21 protein-coding genes and 1 pseudogene are annotated in these 21,147 nt (G+C 67.8%); 10 read left to right on the top strand and 12 right to left on the bottom strand.

Annotated elements, in window-relative coordinates; all coding sequences use genetic code 11:
- Nucleotides 1-8 precede the first annotated feature (8 nt).
- From LE197_RS15885 to LE197_RS15915, 8 genes and pseudogenes are all read left to right on the top strand, one after another.
- Nucleotides 9-1,487, top strand: a complete 1,479-nt coding sequence (locus LE197_RS15885) for an ANL family adenylate-forming protein (RefSeq protein WP_023109060.1) — start codon at nt 9-11, stop codon at nt 1,485-1,487.
- 293 nt (nt 1,488-1,780) lie between these two features.
- Nucleotides 1,781-1,861, top strand: a pseudogene (locus LE197_RS37305) (hypothetical protein); the annotation flags it as partial.
- Nucleotides 1,862-2,448: 587 nt separating this feature from the next.
- The gene (locus LE197_RS36885) at nt 2,449-3,087 is read left to right on the top strand and encodes an asparagine synthase C-terminal domain-containing protein (RefSeq protein WP_264086483.1); all 639 of its coding nucleotides are present in this window, start codon (nt 2,449-2,451) and stop codon (nt 3,085-3,087) included.
- Nucleotides 3,084-4,043, top strand: a complete 960-nt coding sequence (locus LE197_RS15895) for a clavaminate synthase family protein (protein WP_003082503.1) — start codon at nt 3,084-3,086, stop codon at nt 4,041-4,043. The genes LE197_RS36885 and LE197_RS15895 overlap by 4 nt, the downstream gene beginning before the upstream one ends.
- Nucleotides 4,040-5,269 (top strand): MDR family MFS transporter, encoded by a 1,230-nt coding sequence (locus tag LE197_RS15900; RefSeq protein WP_003082502.1) that lies wholly within the window; start codon nt 4,040-4,042, stop codon nt 5,267-5,269. Before LE197_RS15895 ends, LE197_RS15900 begins: the two co-directional genes overlap by 4 nt.
- Nucleotides 5,266-5,901 carry an alpha/beta fold hydrolase gene (locus LE197_RS15905; RefSeq protein WP_003120549.1) on the top strand — a complete coding sequence of 212 codons (636 nt, stop codon included), beginning with the start codon at nt 5,266-5,268 and terminating at the stop codon, nt 5,899-5,901. The genes LE197_RS15900 and LE197_RS15905 overlap by 4 nt, the downstream gene beginning before the upstream one ends.
- A gap of 117 nt (nt 5,902-6,018) precedes the next feature.
- Nucleotides 6,019-6,717, top strand: a complete 699-nt coding sequence (locus LE197_RS15910) for a pirin family protein (RefSeq protein WP_003086661.1) — start codon at nt 6,019-6,021, stop codon at nt 6,715-6,717.
- A 169-nt stretch (nt 6,718-6,886) separates the two neighbouring features.
- Complete coding sequence (locus LE197_RS15915) at nt 6,887-7,822, top strand: DedA family protein/thiosulfate sulfurtransferase GlpE (RefSeq protein WP_003112452.1); 936 nt, start codon at nt 6,887-6,889, stop codon at nt 7,820-7,822.
- A gap of 16 nt (nt 7,823-7,838) precedes the next feature.
- Here the strand turns inward: LE197_RS15915 and LE197_RS15920 are convergent, their stop codons facing one another.
- The 7 genes from LE197_RS15920 to ycaC form a co-directional block, all read right to left on the bottom strand.
- Complete coding sequence (locus LE197_RS15920; protein WP_003082495.1) at nt 7,839-9,338, bottom strand: flavin-containing monooxygenase; 1,500 nt, start codon at nt 9,336-9,338, stop codon at nt 7,839-7,841.
- 166 nt (nt 9,339-9,504) lie between these two features.
- Nucleotides 9,505-11,346 (bottom strand): glutathione-regulated potassium-efflux system protein KefB, encoded by a 1,842-nt coding sequence (gene kefB, locus LE197_RS15925; protein WP_003112454.1) that lies wholly within the window; start codon nt 11,344-11,346, stop codon nt 9,505-9,507.
- Nucleotides 11,347-11,348: 2 nt separating this feature from the next.
- Nucleotides 11,349-11,822, bottom strand: a complete 474-nt coding sequence (locus LE197_RS15930) for an SRPBCC family protein (RefSeq protein WP_003082488.1) — start codon at nt 11,820-11,822, stop codon at nt 11,349-11,351.
- 159 nt (nt 11,823-11,981) lie between these two features.
- Nucleotides 11,982-12,929, bottom strand: a complete 948-nt coding sequence (locus LE197_RS15935) for a pirin family protein (protein ID WP_003145400.1) — start codon at nt 12,927-12,929, stop codon at nt 11,982-11,984.
- Nucleotides 12,930-12,955: 26 nt separating this feature from the next.
- Nucleotides 12,956-13,513 (bottom strand): NAD(P)H-dependent FMN reductase, encoded by a 558-nt coding sequence (locus LE197_RS15940; protein ID WP_003082483.1) that lies wholly within the window; start codon nt 13,511-13,513, stop codon nt 12,956-12,958.
- Between the two features lie 27 nt (nt 13,514-13,540).
- Nucleotides 13,541-13,948: an OsmC family protein gene (locus tag LE197_RS15945; RefSeq protein ID WP_003082478.1), complete on the bottom strand. Its 408-nt coding sequence runs from the start codon at nt 13,946-13,948 to the stop codon at nt 13,541-13,543.
- A 142-nt stretch (nt 13,949-14,090) separates the two neighbouring features.
- Nucleotides 14,091-14,708, bottom strand: coding sequence for an isochorismate family cysteine hydrolase YcaC (gene ycaC / locus LE197_RS15950; protein ID WP_003082476.1), 618 nt, complete (start codon nt 14,706-14,708; stop codon nt 14,091-14,093).
- Between the two features lie 300 nt (nt 14,709-15,008).
- Between ycaC and LE197_RS15955 the strand changes: the two genes are divergently transcribed.
- Complete coding sequence (locus LE197_RS15955) at nt 15,009-15,923, top strand: LysR family transcriptional regulator (RefSeq protein WP_003082475.1); 915 nt, start codon at nt 15,009-15,011, stop codon at nt 15,921-15,923.
- 7 nt (nt 15,924-15,930) lie between these two features.
- Here the strand turns inward: LE197_RS15955 and LE197_RS15960 are convergent, their stop codons facing one another.
- The 5 genes from LE197_RS15960 to ddaR form a co-directional block, all read right to left on the bottom strand.
- Nucleotides 15,931-16,593 (bottom strand): O-methyltransferase, encoded by a 663-nt coding sequence (locus LE197_RS15960; RefSeq protein WP_003086626.1) that lies wholly within the window; start codon nt 16,591-16,593, stop codon nt 15,931-15,933.
- 22 nt (nt 16,594-16,615) lie between these two features.
- Complete coding sequence (locus LE197_RS15965; RefSeq protein WP_003082473.1) at nt 16,616-17,149, bottom strand: C40 family peptidase; 534 nt, start codon at nt 17,147-17,149, stop codon at nt 16,616-16,618.
- Between the two features lie 82 nt (nt 17,150-17,231).
- Nucleotides 17,232-17,849 (bottom strand): C40 family peptidase, encoded by a 618-nt coding sequence (locus tag LE197_RS15970; RefSeq protein WP_003082470.1) that lies wholly within the window; start codon nt 17,847-17,849, stop codon nt 17,232-17,234.
- A 65-nt stretch (nt 17,850-17,914) separates the two neighbouring features.
- Complete coding sequence (locus LE197_RS15975; protein ID WP_003112457.1) at nt 17,915-18,685, bottom strand: NAD-dependent deacylase; 771 nt, start codon at nt 18,683-18,685, stop codon at nt 17,915-17,917.
- 12 nt (nt 18,686-18,697) lie between these two features.
- Nucleotides 18,698-20,098, bottom strand: a complete 1,401-nt coding sequence (gene ddaR, locus LE197_RS15980; RefSeq protein WP_023109062.1) for a transcriptional regulator DdaR — start codon at nt 20,096-20,098, stop codon at nt 18,698-18,700.
- A 210-nt stretch (nt 20,099-20,308) separates the two neighbouring features.
- Here ddaR and ddaH point away from each other — a divergent pair, with 210 nt between their 5' ends.
- Nucleotides 20,309-21,073, top strand: coding sequence for a dimethylargininase (ddaH, locus tag LE197_RS15985; protein WP_003086612.1), 765 nt, complete (start codon nt 20,309-20,311; stop codon nt 21,071-21,073).
- Nucleotides 21,074-21,147: the final 74 nt, after the last annotated feature.

The raw sequence follows: 21,147 nt of genomic DNA on the forward strand, positions 1-21,147 counted from the left end.
GAGCCGGCATGAGCAGCCTCCCCGTACCCGTATCGCTCGACAGCACCCTCCGCCATCTCGGCAGCGCCGACCCGCGGCGGCCGTTCCTGATCGACGCCCGCGAGCCGGAGCGACCGCTGGAATACACCTGGGGCGACGCCGACCGCCAGGTCGATGCCCTCGCCGAGCAGATCGCCGCGCATGCCTGCCGCAGTGTCGGCGTGCTGCTCGACAACAGCTACCGCAACCTCTGCCTGATCTATGCGGTCATGCGCGCGGGCAAGCATCTGGTGCTGATCGATCCCGAGTGGGGGGAGGCCGCGAAGCAGGCCATCGTCGACGAGATGCGCCTGGACGCGCTGGCCAGCGAACATCCGCTCGAGGGCGCGCTGGCCGGGCTGCGCCTGGCGCTGGACTTCGAGCGCCGCGCGACGCGCCGGCTCGACCGCGCCGCGCACAGCCACATGATCCTGTTCACCTCGGGCACCACCGGCCAGCCGAAAGGCATCGAACTCAGCCAGCAGGCCATGCTCCATGCCTACCGCATCGGCCGCGACTGCCTGGGCATCGGCGAGCACACGCGCTCCGGTTGCTTCTACCGGATCAGCGGCCTGGGCATCCTCGGCATCAATTTCCTCTTCCCGCTGCTGTACGGCGGCAGCGCGGTGCTCCTGCCGCTGCACTGCTGGGCCGACAGCGAAGGCTTCTGGGAATGCGTGGAACGCTTCGGCATCAGTTTCCTCTACCTGGTGCCGCCGGTGGTCAACCACATGGTCAAGGAAGGCTCCCCGCCGCCGCGCCGCTTGCCGTTGCAGCGCCTGCTCTGCGTCGCCGGCTCGGCGCGCCTGGACGCCGACCTGCAGGCGGCCTTCCAGCGCGACTATGCGGCGCTGGCGAACATCTACGGCCTCAGCGAGTGCGGCTTCGCCTTCCTCTTCGGCAAGCGTCGCGGCGATGCGTTCGACAACTCGGTGGGACCTGCCGTCGGCCTGGAACTCAAGCTGACCGACCCCGACGGCCGCCCGCTGGAGGGCAGCGGCGAACGCGGGCGCCTGTGGGTGCGCACGCCGAGCCTGTTCTCCGGCTACGTCAACCGCCCCGACCTGACCGCCCAGGTGCTCGAGGACGGCTGGCTGAACACCCAGGACCTCGCCTACTTCGACGAGGACCGCTGCGTGCACGTCCTCGGCCGTTGCGACGGCACCATCAACAAGGGCGGCAACCTGTTCCACCTGAATGAATGCGAACGGGCGCTCAACGGCCTGGACGAGGTGATCGACGTCTGCTGCCTGAAGGTCGACTGCCCGCTCTATGGCGAAGACTATGTCGCCGTGATCCACACCGCGCCGCAGGTCGAGTTCGCCTTCCTGCCCTGGCTCCAGCAGCAGCTCGGCACCCTCCGCGCGCCACAGCGCGTGGTGCTGTCGCACCAGGCCCTGCCGCTGAACGGCGCCGGCAAGCACGACCGCCGTGCGCTCGCCGCCCTGCTGCAACGGGAAGCCTCGTGATGTGCGGCATCCTCGGTTACGTCGGCACCGGTTTCAGTGTCTCGCGCTTCGCCGGAGCGCTACGCCTGCTGGCCCATCGCGGCCCGTTCGGCGAGGGCATCGCGGCCCTGCCGAACGGCGCCATCGGCATGACCCGCCTGCCGATGTCCGGCGCCGCGGCGGTACCGCTGCCGCCGCAGGAGGGCCAGCGGCGGGTCGCCTACAACGGCGAGGTCTACCAGGCCGGCTGCGAAATCCATGGCGAGATCCGCCTGCTGCTCGACGGCTTGCAGCGCGGGGTACTGCCGGACGGCATGTACGCCCTCGCCAGCTGGGACCCGCAGACCCGGCAATTGACCCTGCTGCGCGACGAGTTCGGCATCAAGCCGCTGTACTACAGCTACCAGCCCGAGCGCGGCCTGCTGGCCTTCGCCTCCGAGCCGCGGGCGCTGCTGCACCTGCTCGGCGGCGCCCGCGCCGACGCCGAGGCGATCGCCCAGGTGGTCGCCGCCGGCGTGCCGCTGGAAGGCCAGACCCTGTTCCAGCAGGTCCGTCTGCTGCTGCCCGGCGAGGTGTTGCGCTTCGATCTCTCCCAGGAGCGTCCGCGCCTCTGCCAGCGCCAGCGGCTGGCCACCGCCCCGGCCAGCGAGGTGGACAGCCTCGACGAGCAGCTCGGCGAAACCCTCGAACGCTGCCGCCAGACCTTCCGCCCCTGCGCCCTGCTGGTCAGCGGCGGGGTCGATTCCAACCTGCTCGGCAGCTACCTGGACCCGCAGTTGCAACGCTTTCACCTGTGCCTGGAAGGCGACGAGGAAAGCCTGCTGCCACACCCTCGGCTGCAACGCTTCGAGCTGCGCCAGGAAGCCTTCATGCCGCTGCTGCGTCGCGCGGTCGGCAACTTCGGCGGGGCGACACGGATGTCCAGCCTGCTGATGTACCAGCGCCTGGCCGACGGTATCGGCGAGCAGGGCTATCACTGCGCGTGCTTCTCGGCGAAGGCGCCGACGAACTGTTCTGGGGCTACCCGCGCCATCTCGAACTCTGGCGCCGGCGCGACGCACCGGAACCGCGGCGCTTCGCCGCCGCCTGGTTCGGCGAGTACCGGCGCAAGGCCGCGCTGCTGGCGGAACCGGCGGGCCGACGGGTCGCCGAGCGGATCGAGGAACTCGCCCACGAGGCCCTCGACCAGGGCCTCGAGGCGGCGATCGGCCAGTTCGACCTGCACTACTCGCTGGAGCCGCTGCTGCGCCGCGCCGACCATCTGCTGATGTCGCGCACCATCGAAGCGCGCACCCCCTACCTGCATGGCGCCCTGGCGCAGCGCGCCGGGCGCCTCCAGCGGATCGTCGGCGACACCGCCAAGGCACCGCTGGTGGCGCTCCTGGAGCAGCGCGAGAAACGCTGGCAGGCACAGCCGAAACGGCATTTCCGCCTGCCGTTCGAACGTTGGCCGCAGGCCCTCGGGGAAATGCGCCGGCACCTCGCCGAACGCCTGCCGGCGCTCCACGATCTAGGCCTGGAAGGCCTGGATGCACCGAGCGTCGCGGCGCTGCCCGGCGACCAGTTGTTCACCCTCACCACCCTGTCGCTCTGGCAGCAGGAATACGGAGCCTCGCTATGACAACCATCCATCGTCGCCCCGCGCCCTGGCGGGGCAACGCGGTGTTCTGCGCTTCGGCCGCTTTCGCCGCCGGCCTGGAAACGCTGTTCGCGCGCCTGCTGGAGCGGCGTCCCGCGGATAGCGCGGAGGCTCTCCTGCGCCAGCGCCTGCATCACGAACTGGAGCATGGAAGCGGCGTGCTGCTGCACGATTCCGCGCTGCTGCGCGGACTCGCCGAGGACGAATTCCAGCGGGTGTTCCGCGCATTCTGCCAATGGCTGGGACGCACCGTGGCGATCAACCGCAACGGCGAGTACCTCAAGGAAGTGCGCGACCTCGGCCTGCGCGACGCCCGCGACGCGCCGCAGCGCGGCCACCTGACCAGCCAGGAACTGGCCTTCCACTCCGATCGCGCCGACCTCACGGTGCTCGCCTGCTGGTCGCCGGCACGCCGGGGCGGCGCCTTCCGCATCCGTTCCTCGGCCGACGTCCTCGCCACCCTGGAAGCCGCCAATCCGGCCTGGCTGCCCCTGCTCGGCCAGCCGATCCCCCACGACCTGCGCGACGAAGGCGACGCCGACTACGCGCTGGTGCCGCTGCTCACGGAAACCCCGCGGACCTTCGTCTTGCGCTATATCCGCAAGTTCAACGAATCGGTGACGCGCCACGGGCTAAGCCTCGCCCCGCAGGTGCGAAGCATGCTCGACGGCCTGGACGAGGCGATCGAACGCGCCGACGGCTATGCCGAACTGGACTTCAGCAAGGGCATGCTGGTGCTGGTGAACAACCACACCACCCTGCACGCGCGCACCGAGTTCAGCGACGACGAGCGGCAGCGCCGCTGCCTGCTGCGCTGCTGGCTGAGCAGCGAGTTCACCCGCGAACTGCCGGAAAGCTTCCTGCCGCTGTTCCACCAGGTAGCCGCCGGCAGCCTGCGCGGCGGCATCCGTCCCCTCGCCCAGGAGCCCCGCCCGTGAGCGACAACACCTTCAGCGTGCAACGCTTCCGCGCCCTGCCGACGGAAATCCACGTGATGCTCGTCGGTACGCTGCTGACCCGCGGCGCCTACTTCATGGTCTGGCCGTTCCTGGCATTGCTGCTGTGGCGCGAGTTCCGGCTGTCCGCCAGCGCCATCGGCCTGCTGCTGGCGCTGGCGACCGTCTGCGGCGCGCTCAGCGGCATCTACACCGGCTGGCTGTCGGACCGTTTCGGGCGCAAGCGCCTGATCTTCTTCGGCACCAGCCTCAGCGGGCTTTCCTTCGTGTTGCTGGGCTTCAGCGGCCAGCCGCTGTCCTACGGACTGGCGATCTCCGGGGTGAGCATCGGCTGCGCCCTGCTCGAATCCAGTTGCAAGGCGCTGATCGGCGACCGCGTCGAGGATCGCCGCTCGCGGGAACTGGCGCTCTACTGCCGGTACTTCCTGATCAACCTCGGCGCCGCCCTCGGCCCGCTGATCGGCCTGACTCTCGGCGTCGCCGCCCAGGCCGGCACCTTCCTGGTCACCGCGCTGGTCTACTTCTGCTACGGCCTGCTGCTCTGGCGCCTGCTGCACCACCTCGAACTTAAGCGGCGCAGCCTTGCCCCGCGATCCTCGACGGGGTTCCTCGAAGCCTGCCTGAGCATGGCCCGGCATCGCGCCTTCACCCTGCTGTTGCTGTGCAACATGCTGGCCGCGCTGATCTACGCCACCTTCGATTCGACCCTCGTGCAGTACCTCACCCGCAGCGGTCTGCCCGACGTGGTCAACAGCATCGCCCTGCTGGTGACCATCAACGCGCTGACCATAGTGGTCGCCCAGTTTCCCCTCCTCCGCCTGCTGGAAAACACCGGCACCGGCGGCCGCCTGATGCTCGGCATGCTGCTCATGCTCCTGGCCCAGCTAGGCTTCGCCTGGACCCCGGTGACCCTGTTCGCCGGCCTGGCGCTGGCCACGGTGGTACTCAGCCTCGGCGAACTGATCGTGTTCCCGACCTTCAGCGTGGAGGTCGACCAACTGACCCCCGACGACTTGCGCGGCAGCTATTTCGGCGCGGCCAATCTCTACAGCCTCGGCACCGCGCTGGCACCGCTGTACGGCGGGATCATGCTCGACCATGCCGGCAGCCAGGCGCTGTACCTCGGCCTGGCCGCGCTGTGCGGGGTGATCATGCTGCTGCAGGTCGGCGCGGTCGGCCTGCGCCAGGCCGAGCGGGCCGGCGGATGAGCGGCGCGCTGCTGGTCTCGGGATTTTTCCTGCGCCGCTCCGCCTGGTCCGTGGAAGGCGCCGGCTGGCGAAGCTGCGACCATCTGCGCGACGCGCCCGGATGCGACCTGGCGCATTGGCTGGACCAGGCCGCCGCCACGCTGGCCGGCGAGGAGCGGGTGATACTCTGCGGCCACAGCTTCGGCGGCTACCTGGCGCAATGCCTGGCGGCCCGCCTGGGCGAGCGCGCCGCGCACCTGTACCTGTTCAGCGCGCTGGTCAGCGAGGGCGGCGGCGCGCTGGAAAGCTACCAGGACAGCGGCCAGGACAATCTCCTCGGGCTATGCCGCCTCGACCCGCTCGGAGGGCGGGTCCGCCTGGAAGACCGCGCCGGCTTCCTCGAACTGCTCGGCGCCGAGGTGCCGACCAGCGCCAGCGAACCCGCGCAATTGCTGATCGACCCGCCGCCGCAGGTTCGTCCAGCCTGCCCGGTCACCTACGTGGTGGCGGCCGCCGACCGGCTCAGCCCGCCGCCGCTGCAACGTACCTTCGCCCACCGCCTGGACGCGCGAGTGCGGGAATACCCGGGCGGGCACCTCGCCGCACTGGCGGACCCGCGCTTCCTTCGCGCCCTGATCGAATCTAATAATTAGATAGATAAAGCCGAAAATACGCGCTTTTTTATCGCAATGATCTGACGGATGATGACCCCATCAACCGCCCGCACCCTCGCGCAAACGAGCGGCGACGGGCCCAATGGAGATCCGATCATGATCGAACGTCGTCCCTTCGACCGTCTGGGCCATGCCAACCACGGCTGGCTGAACGCGCGTCATCATTTTTCCTTCGCCGACTACTATGACCCGGAGCGCGAGGACTGGGGCCGCCTGCGGGTCTGGAACGATGACGAGATCGCCGCCGGCAGCGGCTTCCCGCCGCACCCGCACCGCGACATGGAGATCATTACCTATGTCCGCGAAGGCGCGATCACCCACCAGGACAGCCTGGGCAACAAGGGCCGCACCGAGGCCGGCGACGTGCAGGTGATGAGCGCCGGTACCGGCATCGTCCATTCGGAGTACAACCTGGAAGCCGAGACCACCCGGATCTTCCAGATCTGGATCATCCCGGACCGCCGCGGCGACCAGCCGCGCTGGGGCTCCAAACCGTTCCCGAAGGCCGAGCGCGACGGTCGTTTCGTCACTCTCGCCAGCGGCGACGAGCAGGACAGCGAAGCGCTGCACATCCGCGCCGACGCCGAGGTCGCCGCGGTGACCCTGAAGGCCGGCCAGAGCGCCGAGTACGCCCTGGAAAACGGTCGCCGCGCCTACCTGGTGCCGGCCACCGGCAGCATCGAGGTCAACGGCGTGCGCGCCGAGGCCCGCGATGGCCTGGCGGTACGCGACGAACCGACCCTGAAGGTCACCGCCCTGGAAGACAGCGAAGTGCTGCTGGTGGAAGTGGCCTGACCCGACAGCCCCTCGCCCCCACGGGCGAGGGGCTGCTTTCGTTGCGCCCCAGCCTCTCTCGACGCAGCGGCGTTATCCGCCGCAACGCCTCCGGCCCTGCCGACTGGGTTCTTCCCAGCTTCACGCTTCGCGCTCACACTACCCGCAGAAGAATTCGAGAGGCTCCGCCATGCGTGAACTGCAACCCCTGCTGGAGAACCACGGGCTGCTCCTGCTGTTCCTCAACGTGCTCTGCGAGCAGGCCGGGCTGCCGATCCCCGCCTACCCGGCGCTGATCGTCGCCGGCGCGCTGGCCATGCAGGGCGTCGGCGCGCCGCTGGGCGTGGTCCTGCTGGTGGTGGTGCTCGCCTGCCTGCTGGCGGACGTCGCCTGGTACCTGGCCGGACGCCGCTACGGCGGCTTCCTCCTGCGCAGCATCTGCAAGGTCTCGCTGTCCCAGGACAGTTGCATCCGCCAGAGCCAGAACATGTACCTGCGGGTCGGTCCGAGGGCGCTGCTGATGTCGAAGTTCCTGCCCGGCGCCAGTGCGTTGTCCACCACCCTGGCCGGCATGACCCGCACCCACCTGCGCCGCTTCCTCGCCTACGACGCCGCCGGCTCGGCACTCTGGGCCGGTTCCGCGCTGCTGCTGGGGGTGATCTTCAGCGATGCGGTAGACCACCTGCTGGCCCTGCTCAGCGACTACGCGGCCATCGGCGCGCTGCTGATCGCCGGCGCCTTCGCCGCCTTCATCGCCTGGAAGCTCTGGCAGCGCCAGCGCCTGCTGTCGCGCAGCCGGCGGATTCCGCGAATCAGCGTGGAGGAACTGGAAAACCTTCGCGAACAGGGGCAATTGCCGGTGATCCTCGATGTCCGCGCCCATCACGAAGACGAGCCGAGCGGCATTCCGGGAGCCATCCCGGTGGAGCTGAACGTGTCGCTGAAGGACCTCCCCGGCGACCTCAGGGACGCCAGCATCGTCATCTATTGCGCCTGTCCCCACGAACTTTCCGCCGCGATGCTCGCCCAGCGCCTCAACGCCTCCGGCTTCACCCGCACCTGGGCGCTGGCCGGCGGCCTGGACGCCTGGCGCAAGGCCTACGGGCAGGTCGTGGCGAACGCCTGAGCGACGCCCACCGGGTTCAGCCCAGGGCCTGCACCGCCGCGCCGCCGGCTTGCCGCTGCGGCGCCGGCGAGGAGAACACCAGGTAGCCGTCCTCGACCTTGCCGTAGCGCAGCAGCGCCAGGTCGAGGACGTAGTTCTGGTAAAGCTTCCAGGGCATCCGGTCGCCCTGCTTGGGCATGCGCTCGGCGGCGCGCTGGATGTAGCCGGAGTCGAGGTTGAGGAAGGGCTCCTCGCGCACGTCGCCGGTGCTGTCGCGGGCGGTCACCTGGCGCATGCCGGTGGCATCCATGTGATTGATCAGGCGGCAGAAGTATTCGCTGGAGAGGTCCGCCTTGAGCGTCCAGCTGGCGTTGGTATAGCCGACCACCGCCGCCAGGTTTGGCAGGTCGCGCAGCATGATGCCGCGATAGCCCATGCTCTGGTTGACCTGGAACGGCTTGCCGTCGACCGCCAGCTCGGCGCCGCCGAACATCACCAGGTCGAGGCCGGTGGCGGTGACGATGATGTCCGCCTCCAGCACCTCGCCGGTCTTCAGGCGAATGCCCCGCTCGACGAAGCGGTCGATGTGCTCGGTGACCACCGACGCCTTGCCCTTGCGCAGCACCTTGAACAGGTCGCCGTCCGGCACCGCGCAGACCCGCTCGTCCCACGGCTTGTAGCGCGGGCTGAAGTGACGCATGTCGAAGCGTTTGCCCAGTTGCAGGCTGGCCAGCTTGAGCAGGGCCTTGCGGACCAGGCCGGGGAAGGTCCTGGCGAGCATGAAGAAGACCATCTGCATGGCCACGTTGCGCGCCCGCGCCTGGCGGTAGATCCAGGTTTCCGGAAGGAAGCGGCGGAGGAAATTGGAGATCGCGTCCTTCTGCGGCAGGGTGATCACGTAGGATGGCGAGCGCTGCAACATGGTGACGTGGGCGGCCTTGTCGGTCAGCGACGGCACCAGGGTCACGGCGGTCGCGCCGCTACCGATCACCACCACCTTCTTGCCGCTGTAGTCGAGGTCCTCGGGCCACAGCTGCGGATGGACGACCTGCCCGGCGAAGTCCTCGCGACCGACGAATTCCGGGGTATAGCCGGCCTCGTAGCGGTAGTAGCCGGTGCACATCAGCAGGAACTGCGCGGTCATGCGCAGCGGCTCGGGCTCGTCGCCGCGCTGCACGTCGAGGTTCCAGCGCGCATTGGCGGAATCCCAGTCGGCCCTGAGCACCCGGTGGCGGTAGCGGATCTTCCGGTCGATGCCGTTCTCCCGCGCGGTCTCCTCGATGTAGCGGCGGATCGACGGACCGTCGGCGATGGCCTTGGGATCGCTCCATGGCTTGAAGTTGTAGCCGAGGGTGAACATGTCCGAGTCGGAACGGATGCCGGGGTAGCGGAACAGGTCCCAGGTACCGCCCATCGCCGCGCGCCCTTCGAGCAGGGCGAAGCTCTTGCCGGGGCAATGCTTCATCAGGTGGTAGGCGGCGCCGACGCCGGACAATCCGGCGCCGACGATGAGTACGTCCAGGTGTTCGACAGGCATAAGGTTCCTCGATCGGCGGAAGCGTCCAGCCGTCTGCTGGGCTGATGCCCTCCACCCTACAGAGGGGATGCCGCGCGGGTATCCCAACCTTCGTACTGCGATATCCGCAAAGTATGGACCCAGGCGTGGGAATCACCCATGCCGGCGTACCGGCATGGGTCGGGCGCTAGGAGGCGCGGGAAGGTTTCTCCGGGGTCTCCGCCGCTACCGCGCCACGGTCTTCCAACTGGTCGGTCTGGAACAGCGTCTCCAGCTCGACCCGCGCCTCGCGAGCGCTTTTGATCAGCGCGTCGCGGTCGTTGTAGAACAGGTGCTGGGAGGCCAGGACCTCTTCGTCGTGCCGGCGGAAACGACGGATCCGCGCGTCCGCCTGTTCCTCGCTCAGACCCAGGCCGCAGAGCACCATGCGGCTCATCTCCAGGCTGGAGAAGAAGGTCTCGCGCACCGGCTCGACCCCGGCGTCGAGCAACAGGTGGACGTGCTGGCGGTTACGCGCGCGAGCGATGATCTTCAGGTGCGGATACAGCTTGCGCACGCGCTTGGCCGTCTCGATGTTGGTCTCCGGGTCATCGGTGGCGATGACGAAGAACTCGGCCTTCTCTACCTGGGCCGCGCGAAGGATCTCCGGGCGCATCGGGTCGCCGTAGAAGATCGGGATCGCGCCGAGGGTACGGGTCAGCTCGATGGTCTCCACCGAGGTGTCCAGGGCGATGAACGGCACGCGCTGGGCGCGCAGCACGCGAGCGACGATCTGGCCCATGCGGCCGACCCCGGCGATCACCACGCGCGGGGTGTCGTCGTTGTCGATGCGTTCCATTTCCGGCGGCGGCTTCGTCGCCTCCGGCTCCTTCGCCAGCAGGCGCGCGAGGCCGAGTACCAGCAACGGGGTCAGGGCCATCGACAGGGTGATGGAAAGCACCAGCAGGTTGTGCAGGTCGTTCTGGAACAGGCCCTGGTCGCGGGCCATCTTGAACACGACGAAGGCGAACTCGCCGCCGGCCGCCAGGACCACGCCCAGGCGCAGCGCCGAGGCCTTGTCGAGGCCGCCGGAAATGCGTCCGACGAAGTACAGCACCGGCGCCTTCAGGGCGATCAGCAGCACGGTCAGGCCGAGCACCATCCACGGCGACTTGAGCAGCAGGCTGATGTCCGCGCTCATCCCCACGCTGATGAAGAACAGGCCGAGCAACAGGCCCTTGAACGGCTCGATCTGCGCCTCCAGTTCGTGGCGGTACTCCGAGTCGGCCAGCAGCAGGCCGGCGAGGAAGGCACCGAGGGCCATGGACACGCCGGCCAGCTCCATCAGCAGCGCGGTACCCATCACCACCAGCAGCGCAGTGGCGGTGGACATGTCCTGCAGCTTGGTCTGGGCGACGATGCGGAACACCGGGCGCAGCAGGTAGCGGCCACCGACCACCACCGCGGCGATGCTGCCGACCACCTTGAGGGTCTGGGTCAGTTCGCTACCGCCGGCGTCGCTGTGCGCACCGCTGAGCAGCGGGATCATGGCGATCAGCGGGATCGCCGCGATATCCTGGAACAGCAGGATGGCGAAGGCCAGGCGGCCATGGGGCTGGGTCAGTTCCTTGCGCTCGGCGAGGATCTGCAGGCCGAAGGCGGTGGACGACAGCGCCAGGCCCAGGCCGAGCACCACCGCGCTGTTCACCGGCTGGTCGAAGCCGACCAGGGCCACGGTGCCGATCACCAGGCCGGTCAGCAGCACCTGCAGCAGGCCGACGCCGAACACCGACTTGCGCATCACCCACAGGCGCCGCGGCGACAGCTCCAGGCCGATGATGAACAGCAGCAATACCACGCCCATCTCGGAGATCTGCGCGACGCTTTCCGGGTTGTCCACCAGGCCCAGCACGCTGGGACCGATCAGCACGCCGGCCAGCAGGTAGCCGAGCACCGCGCCCAGTTGCAGGCGCTTGGCCAGCGGCACCATGAACACCGCCGCGATCAGGAAGACCACGCCGGACTGGAGAAAACTGCTTCCGTGTTCCACGCTCAACTCCCGCTGGCGGCGCTGGCGCCGAACCGGTCGCGGATGGTGGCGATGGTCTCCACATCCATGGCGATATAGGCCTGCTTGACGAAGGCGTCGTAGGGTAGTTCGTCGCCCAGCGGCTGCAGGTAGCGGGTGCAGTAGGCGAAACGCACGAACAGCGAGCCGGGTTCCGGCTCCTCGATGGTCATGTCGAGGCTGCCGCCGGCCACCTCGGCGCTCGGCTTGATACTGTAGTGGGCACTGTCCGGCGCCTTCAGCACGACTTCGTCCTCGACCACCAGACCCGGCAGGTACAGGCGCCGGTGCAGGCGGTCGCCGTCATCGACGAGGATCTCGAAACGCTCCAGGCCGACGACGAAATACTGTGGCTCGCGCGCACGGCAGACCAGGCCTTCCCAGAGTTGCAGCCGGTCGAGGACCGGCAGGTCGACAAGTGTCCGGTCGTTGACCTGGACCAGGTGTTCGAATTGCATGTGGCTCACTTCCTGTTCGGTGCATGCGATAGGCGAGTTCTGACCGGCGATGGGTGCAGAAAGTTTTCCCGCTGCCGGCGAATCGCCAGGCCGCAGGTCCACAACGATCGCCGACAGGCATTCGAGGACGCCGCCGGGGCACCCGGCGGCACATCGACCTCACTCGGCGTCGATCTTCCAGGGAATCGGCGGAGCGCTCAAGCGCGGCCCTTCCAGGGCGTCGAGCCGGCCGAAGCGGGCATCCCCCTCCTCCCAGGCCTTCTGCGCCCGGGCGATCTCGCCCTTGCTGTGGCCGACGAAGTTCCACCACATGAAGATCTCCGCACCGAACGGTGCGCCACCCAGCAACAGCACCCGCGCGCCAGGGTCGAGTTGCAGTTGCAGGCCGTCGCGGCCGTCGCCCAGGTAGGCCAGTTCGTTCACCGCGAAATGCTCGCCGCCCACTTCCAACCCGCCTTCCAGCGGCAGCAGGCCGTACTCGAAGTGCGGGTCGAGCGTCAGTTGCAGGGTCGAGGCGTCGTGGCAGGCCAGGTCGGCACCGAGCAGCGGCGAGTAGAGCCGGCACGGCGCCTGTCGCCCGGCCAGCGCACCGGCCAGCAGGGTGAAGGTGACCCCCTGCTCCTGCCAGCGCGGCAGGTCGGGATGATGGTCGAAGGCCGGGGCGATGTCGCGCTGCTCGTAGGGCAGCGCGATCCACAACTGCGCGGCGTGGGCGTGGCGCTCGTCGGGCAGCGACTCCTCGGTGTGGGCGATGCCATGACCGGCGGTCATCAGGTTGACCTGGCCGGGGCGGATCACCTGGACGTTGCCCAGGCTGTCGCGGTGCAACGCCTCGCCCTGGATCATCCAGGTAAAGGTCTGCAGGCCGATGTGCGGGTGCGGGCCCACGGCCAGTCCGCCGCCAGGTTCGAATTCGGCGGGACCGGCATGGTCGAGGAAGCACCAGGCACCGATCATCCGCCGCTGGCGCGACGGCATCAGCCGACTGACGGTGATACCGCCGCCGATTTCCGCGGCACGCGCGGTGACCCGTTGCAGCAGGTGTTCGCGGCGCTCCGGACAGTCCCGCGAGGAGGACAGGTCGCAACGCTCTTCGGTATTGCTCATGTTCAGGCTCTCCGGTGACGAGGCATTCAACCGCGCAGGCGGCGCACCCATAGCTGCAGGGCCTGCAACTGCTGCTGGATCAGCTCGCGCGCCTTGTCGTCGAGCAGCCGGCCCTGGGCGTCGAAGGCGTTCTGCGCGCTGGAGATCATCACTTCCGGCTTGTTCAGCGGATGAACGTCGAGGAACACCAGCGTCTGGCGCAAGTGATACTGCGCCCGCGCGGTGCCGAAACGCCCGGCACTGGCACCGAGGATCGCCGCCGGCTTGCCGGAGAACGGCTGCTCCGGCGGCCGCGAGGCCCAGTCGATGGCATTCTTCAGCACCCCGGCCATCGAATAGTTGTATTCCGGGGTGGCGAACAGCAGCGCGTCCGCCGCGCGGATCTGCTCGCGGAAGCGTTCCACCGCGGGCGGGAAGCCGAGGGCGTAGACGTCCTCGTTGTACAGCGGGATGCCGGAGATGTCCGCCAGCTCGATGCTCATGCCCGGCGGGACCAGGCCAATCGCCTCCTGCAGCGCCGCGCTGTTGTAGGAGCCGCTGCGCAGGCTGCCGGAAATGCCCAATACCTTGATGTCGTCGCTCATGCCGTGCTCCTCGTTGTGCGTGCGGGTTCAGTCGCGTAGCTGGCTGCTGACGCTGACCTCTCCGGAGAGTACACGATGGATCGGGCAGGCATTGGCGATCTCCAGCAGACGCTGGCGCTGCTCGGCGTCGAGATCGCCGGCCAGGCGGATGTCGCGGCGGATATGGGTGAAGGGCTCCGGCTTGGTGCGTTCCTCGACGATGTTCAGTTGCACGTCGATACCCTCCAGCGGCCACTCCTTGCGCTGCGCGTACATCGCCACGGTGATCGCCGTGCAGGCGCCCAGCGCCGAGAGCAGGATCTCGTGCGGCGAGGGACCGCTGTCGGCGCCGCCGAGGGCGGCCGGCACGTCGCTCAGCCACTGGTGGCTGTCGTCGCCGAGGGTCACGCGATAAGGGGTGGTGCCGAGGGAAGCGTTGACGACCTGGGTAGCCATGGGGTTTCTCCTGTGCATGGGGGGCGTGCCGGAACCTCGGGTTCCGGCGAAGCGGCGTTCCGATGAAAACACCTGGACGGAAAACGACACAAGGCACCCGATGGTCGGAGTGCCTTGTGTCCGGGACAGCGGCGAAGCCGGCTTACTTCTTCGTGCCGAAGCTCTGGATCAGGTTGGCGTACGCCGGCAGGTGGCCGCCGAGGATGGCACCGAAGCCTTCGATGTCGTTGCGCCAGTCGCGGTGCAGTTCGCAGCCGACGCTGAACCAGTTCATCAGTTGCGCGCCGGCGGCGGTCATGCGCGCCCAGGCGGCGTCGCGCACCACCGGGTTGAAGGTGCCGGAGGCGTCGGTGACGACGAATACGTCAAACCCCTCCTCCAGTGCCGAGAGGGTCGGGAAGGCTACGCAGACATCGGTCACCACGCCGGCGATGATCAGTTGCTTCTTGCCGGTGGCCTTGACTGCCTTGACGAAGTCCTCGTTGTCCCAGGCGTTGATGTTGCCGGGGCGGGCGATGTACGGGGCCTGCGGAAACATTTCCTTGAGTTCCGGCACCAGCGGGCCGTTGGGGCCATCCTCGAAGCTGGTGGTGAGGATGGTCGGCAGGTTGAAGAACCTGGCGATGTCGGCCAATGCCAGGACGTTGTTCTTGAACTCGTCCGGGCTGAAATCGCGGACCAGGGAGAGCAGGCCTGCCTGGTGGTCGACGAACAGCACCGCCGCATCGTTCTTGTCGAGTCGCTTGTAGGTGAAGGACATGGTGTTTCTCCGGTCTCGGGCGGCGTCCGTCGCCGCGCGGTGTGAAACGAAGCGCCTCCTGGGAGGCAAGCATGGGCGGTCTCGGGAGCGCACGCCGCCCATCAAGAGTAGTGACAGCGACAGCGATTTACCGCCCGGTAAAATGCGAAAACGGTGTTCTCGATACCAGAACAATGCCATTCCCCGGGCGCGCTACGCTTGCCCTGCCATTGTCTTTCCCGTACGTGCGACGCGCGCATCCCCTTACCAGGAGTTCTCCCGCATGCGACAGTCTGCCTCCCGATTGTTTCGAGATTCGCCATGAGCCTGCGCCTTGAAGACATACAGGCCTTCCTCAACGTGGTCGAGCTGGGCAGCATCAGCGCCGCCGCCGAACGCATGAGCCTGTCCAAGTCCGTGATCAGCAAACGCGTCAGCGACCTGGAGCGCCACCTCGGCGTGCGCCTGCTCTACCGCTCGACGCGCAACGTCGAGCCGACCGAGGCCGGCGGCTTCTTCTACAAGTCGGCCAAGGCCTCGCTGCAGGACCTGAACAACGCCGCGGAAAGCGTGGCCCTGCGCGAGAATGACCTGTGCGGGGAATTGCGGGTGATGGCGCCGATGAGCTTCGGCACGCTCTGGCTGGGGCCGCTGGTGATGGAATTCATGGCGCGCAACCCGCGCCTGGAAGTGGTCCTGCAACTGGACGACCGGATCGTCGACTTCGAGAAGGAAGGCTACGACCTGGCGATCCGCATCACCCGCCTGCAGGACAGCTCGCTGATCGCCCGCCAACTGGGCACCAGCCGCCGGGTAGTGTGTTGCAGCCCGGAATACCTGGAACGGCACGGCCCGCTGCAACGCATCGAAGACATCCTCTGCCATCCCTGCATCGGCTACAGCCACAACACCCCGTCGCAGCTATGGAGCTTCGAGCCGCGGGTGGCCGGCGAGCCGGCGCGGATGATCACCCCGCGCGGACGCTTCAACACCAACAACGGCCAGACCATGCGCGACGCCGCGGTGCGTGGCCTGGGCCTGGCGATGCTGCCGCTGTTCATCGCCGCCGAGGACCTGGCCGCCGGCCGGCTGGTCGAGGCCCTGCCCCAGGAGCGGCCGCTGGACGACCTGATCTACGCCATGTATTCGCGAGCGGCAACCCTCTCGCCGAAGGTGAAGCTGTTCGTCCAGTTTCTCCAGCAGGCCCTGGGCAGCCCGCCGTGGGGCGTGCGCTGAGCCTCGCTCAGCGCTTGCGACAGACGCTCAGCCCGTCGCCGATCGGCAGCAGCGAGTAGTCCACCCGCGCGTCGTTCTTCAGCGCCAGGTTGAGCTGCTGGATGCCGCGGGTATCCGCACTCTTCGGCTGCGCTTCGAGCACCCGGCCGCTCCACAGCACGTTGTCGAAAAGCACCAGCCCACCCTGGCGCACCAGCGCCAGCGCGGCCTCCAGGTATTCGGGGTAGTTGGCCTTGTCGGCGTCGATGAAGGCCAGGTCGAATTGCCCGGCCAGGCCTTCGTCGAGCAACGCACGCAGGGTTTCCAGGGCGGGCCCGAGGCGTAGCTCGATGCGCTCCTCGACAGCGGCTTCGCGCCAGTAGCGGCGCGCAGTCAGGTGGTAGTCGCCGGGCAGGTCGCAACAGGTAAGACGCCCCTGCTCGCCAAGGGCGGTAGCCATGCACAGGGCGCTGTAGCCGGTGAAGGTGCCGACCTCCAGCGCCCGCCGCGCGCCGATCAGGGTCAGCAGCAAGGCGATGAACTGGCCCTGCTCGGGGGCGATCTGCCAGCGTGCGTTGGGCAGCTTCGCGGTTTCCTCGCGCAGGCGGGTCATCAGCGGGGTTTCCCGCAGCGAAACGTCCAGCAGGTAGCGATAGAGGTTGTCGTCGAGATTGAGGGTGCGGGTGGTCATGATGGCCCCGGACCTCCCCGCCTCAGGGCACCCGCGCCAACGGCGACGGCGCGACCAGCACGCGCTTGGCGTCCAGGTACGCGCGTTGCCAGTAGCTGTTCTGCAGGCTGTCCAGGCGCACCGTGCCGCCGGTGCGCGGCGCATGCACGAAGCGACCCTCGCCGACGTAGATGCCGGCATGGCTCACGGTGCGACCACCGGAGGTGGCGAAGAACACCAGGTCGCCGGTCTGCAGGGCCTGCACCGGCACGCTGGGCGCGCGCATGGAAATCATCTCGCGGGTCGAGCGCGGCAGCTTGATGCCGGTCATGTCGCGGTAGACGAAGTTGATCAGGCCGCTGCAATCGAAGCCCGAATCGGGCGTGTTGCCGCCCCAGCGGTAGGGCGTGCCGACCAGGCCGAGGGCACGGAACAGCACATCGTCGGCGGCGGGCGAGAAATTCGTCGCCGGACGGAATACGACCTGTTTGGCGGGCGCGGGGGGCGGCGCTTTGCTGGCGCAGGCGGTAAGCAGCGCAGCAAAGGCGAGGATCGAGAATCGGGCCAGTGCATGCATAGTGGAAGCCTTCCTGGTGAGGAATGCTTCCACTTTGCTACGACAAGGAGTTAAACGCAATACTTAAAGTAAAACTTTAAGTTTAGCGCTTGCTCGTCAGGGCATCCTTGTAGCCGGGTTCGAGCACCCGCTTGGCTTCCATGTAGCTCAGGCTCCAGTAGCTGGAGTCCAGGCTGTCCACCCGCACCCCGCCGCCGCGACGGCTGGCGGAATGGATGAACTGGCCATCGCCGATGTAGATGCCGGCGTGGCTGACGCGGCCACGGCCACGGTTGTTGAAGAACAGCAGGTCGCCGGGCTGCAGCTCGTCCTTGGAGACCAGCGGTACGTCCATATCGATGAGTTCGCGGGTGGAGCGCGGCAGCTTGATGCCGGCCTCCTCGCGGAACAGGTAGCCGACGAAGCCGCTGCAATCGAAGCCTTTCGCCGTCGTACCGCCGAAACGGTACGGCGTACCGATCAGTTCGAAAGCGCGCTCGAGGATGCTGGACGCCAGCGCAGGCGTACCAGCCGATGAATTGTCCGCCCCTTCGTCCTCAACATCCTGCCAAGCGATCGCGTCGCGTTCGACGTCGATGCTGCTCTTGGCTGCGGTCGGCTCTTTGGCGACCTGCGGCTCCGGCGAATGGCTGGCGCAAGCGGCCAGCAGCAGAACGAAACTCATGGGCACGAGGGGTGCTAAGCGTTTAAGCATGGGCACGACCGTGTCTCATTAGTTTTACTAGCGGGCTAATTTGCCTTCTCGATCAATCCTATGCAAGTTTTTTATCGATAAATGTGACTTACCACCTGCGGCATGATGTCTAAGGCTCGTCCTGTCATTTTCACATCGACCCGCTCGCTGAGGTCGGTCACGCCAGGATTCACCTCCGCGGTGAAGCCTCCCGCCTGCCGCGTGCGCAGCACCGGTTCGACGATATAGGGGAAGCTCGCGGTGGTTCCCACCACCAGCACCGCATCGAAGCCTTTGCGCAATTCGCGGTACAGGGTATCGATCGCCTCTTCCGGCAACATTTCCTCGAACAGCACCACCGGCGGCCGCAGCACCCCACCGCAAGCGGCGCAGCGCGGCGGCAACTGGCCGTGCAGATGCTCCTCCAGGCCGCCGCTCTCGGCACCGCAGGACTGGCAGTAGAGCGGCGCCAGTTCGCCATGGATCTCGATCAGCCGCTCGGCCGGCGAGCCGGCCTGGCGATGGAAGCCGTCGATGTTCTGGGTCAGCACCCAGCATTCCGGCTTGTGCTTCTGCAACTCGGCGATGGCTTCGTGGCCGGCGTTGGGTCGGGCCGCCAGGCAAGCCTTGCCAAGTTCCGCGAGGTACTTCCAGCACAGCGCCGGATCGCGCCGCAGCATCGGTCCGGAAAGTGCCGCCTCGATCGGCAGGCCCTCTTCCGTGCGACCGTTGTAGAGACCGCCGAGGCCGCGATAGGTGGGCATACCGGAGTCCGCGGAGAGGCCGGCGCCGGTGATGACCAGGATGCGTTCGGCGCGCCGCAGGGCCTGGGCGACGGTGGCGATCGGGCTGTGGCTGTCCATGGTTGGCTCCTGTCAGGCTGGCGGATCGAGGGAAGCCGGCAAGCCGAGCCGGCGCATGCGCCCGAGCAGGGTCGTGCGCGGAATCCGCAACCGGGCGGCGGCCCGGGAGAGATTGCCGCGCGCCTGGCGCAAGGCGTCTTCTATCAGGTTGCGCTCCTGTTGCGCCAGCGCCTCGCGCAGGCCTCCGACCGCCGCGCTGTTCATCGAGAGCGCGGCCTCGCCGCCCACGGCCTCGGCGCCGTCGTCGGCGAACGCCACCTCATCCAGCAGTGCGCCGCCCTCCCCGTGCAGCAACAGGCTGCGCCGGATCACGTTTTCCAGTTGCCGGACGTTGCCCGGCCAGTCGCAGGCCAGCAACTGCGCCAGCGCCCGCTCGCCAAGAGCGGTGACACGCGGGTTGAGGCTGCGCGCATCGCGACGGACGAACGCCCGTGCCAGCAGTTCCACATCGCCGGGGCGCTCGCGCAGCGGCGGGATGCACAGGCTGCCCACGTCCAGACGGTAGTACAGGTCCTCGCGCAGGCGTCCCTCGGCGATCGCCTGGCGCGGCGGCTGGTTGCTCGCCGCGATCAGGCGTACATCGGCCCGCTGCGGGCTCAGGCTGCCCAGAGGCAGGTAGCTGCCGTCCTGCAGGACCCGCAGCAGCTTGCTCTGCATGGCCATCGGCATGGAATTGATCTCGTCGAGGAACAAGCTGCCGCCCTGCGCCAGGGCGAACATGCCCTTGCGGTTCTCGGCGCCGGTGAAAGCGCCGCGGGTGGTGCCGAACAGGGTACTTTCCAGCAGCGTCTCGGGAATCGCTGCGCAGTTCAGGCTGATCATCGGACCGCTGCGTCGCGGGCTCAGGGCATGGGCGCGACGGGCGAACAGTTCCTTGCCGGTGCCGGTCTCGCCATGGATCAGCAGCGGCAGGTCGGTGGCCGCGAAAACGTCCAGGCGCTGCAACTGCCGCAGCAGGCTCGGCGCCACGCTCAGGATGTTCGGGCAATCCGCCAGGCCTGCGGCCTCTTCGGTCTCGGCGACGACTTCGCCGAGCTCCATCGCGCCGAGCAGGCAACCGTCGCGCCCGCGCAGCGGGATCGCCCGGTGGCGATACTGCAACAGCTCGCCGCCGGCCCCCACGTAGGCCTGCAGCGTATCGATCGACGGCCGCCCTTCGGCCAGGCAACGCAACAGCGTGCTTTGCTCGGCCGCCAGCCAGGGAGCGCTCTGCAACAGGTGCATACCCAACGCCCGCTGCGGGTCGAGACCATCGAGCAGGCCGCTGGCACGGTTGTAGTAGACGAAGCGACCGGAGGGGTCGACCACCGTGACCGGTTGCCGCAGGCCGTCGAAAATCGGCGCCAGGCAGTCCACCAACCAGGCCAGTTCACCGCTTAGCGTGGAAATCGTCGGCTCCTCGACAAGCGCCATGCTCTCCCCCTCGGTTTCCCGGATGTCGAAATCTCGTCAGTTGTCCCATCTTCGACGCAGCGCGACCGAGCATCCTTGGCGTGGATCAACCAAGCCCTCGGAAAACCAGGAAAATCCTCCGATTTATCAAGGATTTCCAAGGCAATTCCCGGGCGTTGGCTGGCGCGTGGCTTGCAACGACCTCGTCGTCCCCACACGAGGAAAATCGTCATGTTCAAGCACATCATCGCTCGCACGCCCGCCCGCAGCCTGGTCGACGGCCTGACCTCCAGCCACCTCGGCAAGCCGGACTACGCCAAGGCCCTGGAGCAGCACAACGCCTACATCCGCGCCTTGCAGACCTGCGACGTGGACATCACCCTGCTGCCGCCGGACGAACGCTTCCCCGACTCGGTGTTCGTCGAGGACCCGGTGCTCTGCACCTCGCGCTGCGCCATCATCACCCGCCCCGGCGCCGAATCGCGGCGCGGCGAGACCGAGATCATCGAGGAAACCGTGCAGCGCTTCTATCCGGGCAAGGTCGAGCGCATCGAGGCACCCGGCACGGTGGAAGCCGGCGACATCATGATGGTCGGCGACCACTTCTACATCGGCGAATCGGCCCGCACCAACGCCGAGGGCGCCCGGCAGATGATCGCGATCCTGGAGAAACATGGCCTCAGCGGCTCGGTGGTGCGCCTGGAAAAGGTCCTGCACCTGAAGACCGGGCTCGCCTACCTGGAACACAACAACCTGCTGGCCGCCGGCGAGTTCGTCAGCAAGCCGGAGTTCCAGGACTTCAACATCATCGAGATCCCCGAAGAGGAGTCCTACGCCGCCAACTGCATCTGGGTCAACGAAAGGGTGATCATGCCCGCCGGCTATCCCCGGACCCGCGAGAAGATCGCCCGCCTCGGCTACCGGGTGATCGAGGTGGACACCTCCGAATATCGCAAGATCGACGGCGGCGTCAGTTGCATGTCGCTGCGCTTCTGAACCATGCCGCGGCGGACCGACCCGCCGCCTCCCGCCGTCGCACCCCGGCGCAGGCTCCGCCTGCGCCTGGCGCG

It is taken from the genome of Pseudomonas sp. PS1(2021) (assembly GCF_020405165.1).
GTDB lineage: Bacteria > Pseudomonadota > Gammaproteobacteria > Pseudomonadales > Pseudomonadaceae > Pseudomonas > Pseudomonas aeruginosa.

What these genes read in the sequence shown, in the direction of transcription:
- ddaH (WP_003086612.1), top strand. Translation starts at nt 20,309, where the DNA reads ATGTTCAAGCACATCATCGCTCGCACGCCCGCCCGCAGCCTGGTCGAC.
- LE197_RS15930 (WP_003082488.1), bottom strand. Translation starts at nt 11,822, where the DNA reads ATGCAATTCGAACACCTGGTCCAGGTCAACGACCGGACACTTGTCGAC.
- LE197_RS15975 (WP_003112457.1), bottom strand. Translation starts at nt 18,685, where the DNA reads ATGGACAGCCACAGCCCGATCGCCACCGTCGCCCAGGCCCTGCGGCGC.
- ycaC (WP_003082476.1), bottom strand. Translation starts at nt 14,708, where the DNA reads ATGTCCTTCACCTACAAGCGACTCGACAAGAACGATGCGGCGGTGCTG.
- LE197_RS15935 (WP_003145400.1), bottom strand. Translation starts at nt 12,929, where the DNA reads ATGAGCAATACCGAAGAGCGTTGCGACCTGTCCTCCTCGCGGGACTGT.
- LE197_RS15885 (WP_023109060.1), top strand. Translation starts at nt 9, where the DNA reads ATGAGCAGCCTCCCCGTACCCGTATCGCTCGACAGCACCCTCCGCCAT.
- LE197_RS15920 (WP_003082495.1), bottom strand. Translation starts at nt 9,338, where the DNA reads ATGCCTGTCGAACACCTGGACGTACTCATCGTCGGCGCCGGATTGTCC.
- LE197_RS15960 (WP_003086626.1), bottom strand. Translation starts at nt 16,593, where the DNA reads ATGACCACCCGCACCCTCAATCTCGACGACAACCTCTATCGCTACCTG.
- ddaR (WP_023109062.1), bottom strand. Translation starts at nt 20,098, where the DNA reads ATGGCGCTTGTCGAGGAGCCGACGATTTCCACGCTAAGCGGTGAACTG.
- LE197_RS15940 (WP_003082483.1), bottom strand. Translation starts at nt 13,513, where the DNA reads ATGAGCGACGACATCAAGGTATTGGGCATTTCCGGCAGCCTGCGCAGC.
- LE197_RS15915 (WP_003112452.1), top strand. Translation starts at nt 6,887, where the DNA reads ATGCGTGAACTGCAACCCCTGCTGGAGAACCACGGGCTGCTCCTGCTG.
- LE197_RS15905 (WP_003120549.1), top strand. Translation starts at nt 5,266, where the DNA reads ATGAGCGGCGCGCTGCTGGTCTCGGGATTTTTCCTGCGCCGCTCCGCC.
- LE197_RS15965 (WP_003082473.1), bottom strand. Translation starts at nt 17,149, where the DNA reads ATGCATGCACTGGCCCGATTCTCGATCCTCGCCTTTGCTGCGCTGCTT.
- LE197_RS15955 (WP_003082475.1), top strand. Translation starts at nt 15,009, where the DNA reads ATGAGCCTGCGCCTTGAAGACATACAGGCCTTCCTCAACGTGGTCGAG.
- LE197_RS15895 (WP_003082503.1), top strand. Translation starts at nt 3,084, where the DNA reads ATGACAACCATCCATCGTCGCCCCGCGCCCTGGCGGGGCAACGCGGTG.
- LE197_RS15910 (WP_003086661.1), top strand. Translation starts at nt 6,019, where the DNA reads ATGATCGAACGTCGTCCCTTCGACCGTCTGGGCCATGCCAACCACGGC.
- LE197_RS15945 (WP_003082478.1), bottom strand. Translation starts at nt 13,948, where the DNA reads ATGGCTACCCAGGTCGTCAACGCTTCCCTCGGCACCACCCCTTATCGC.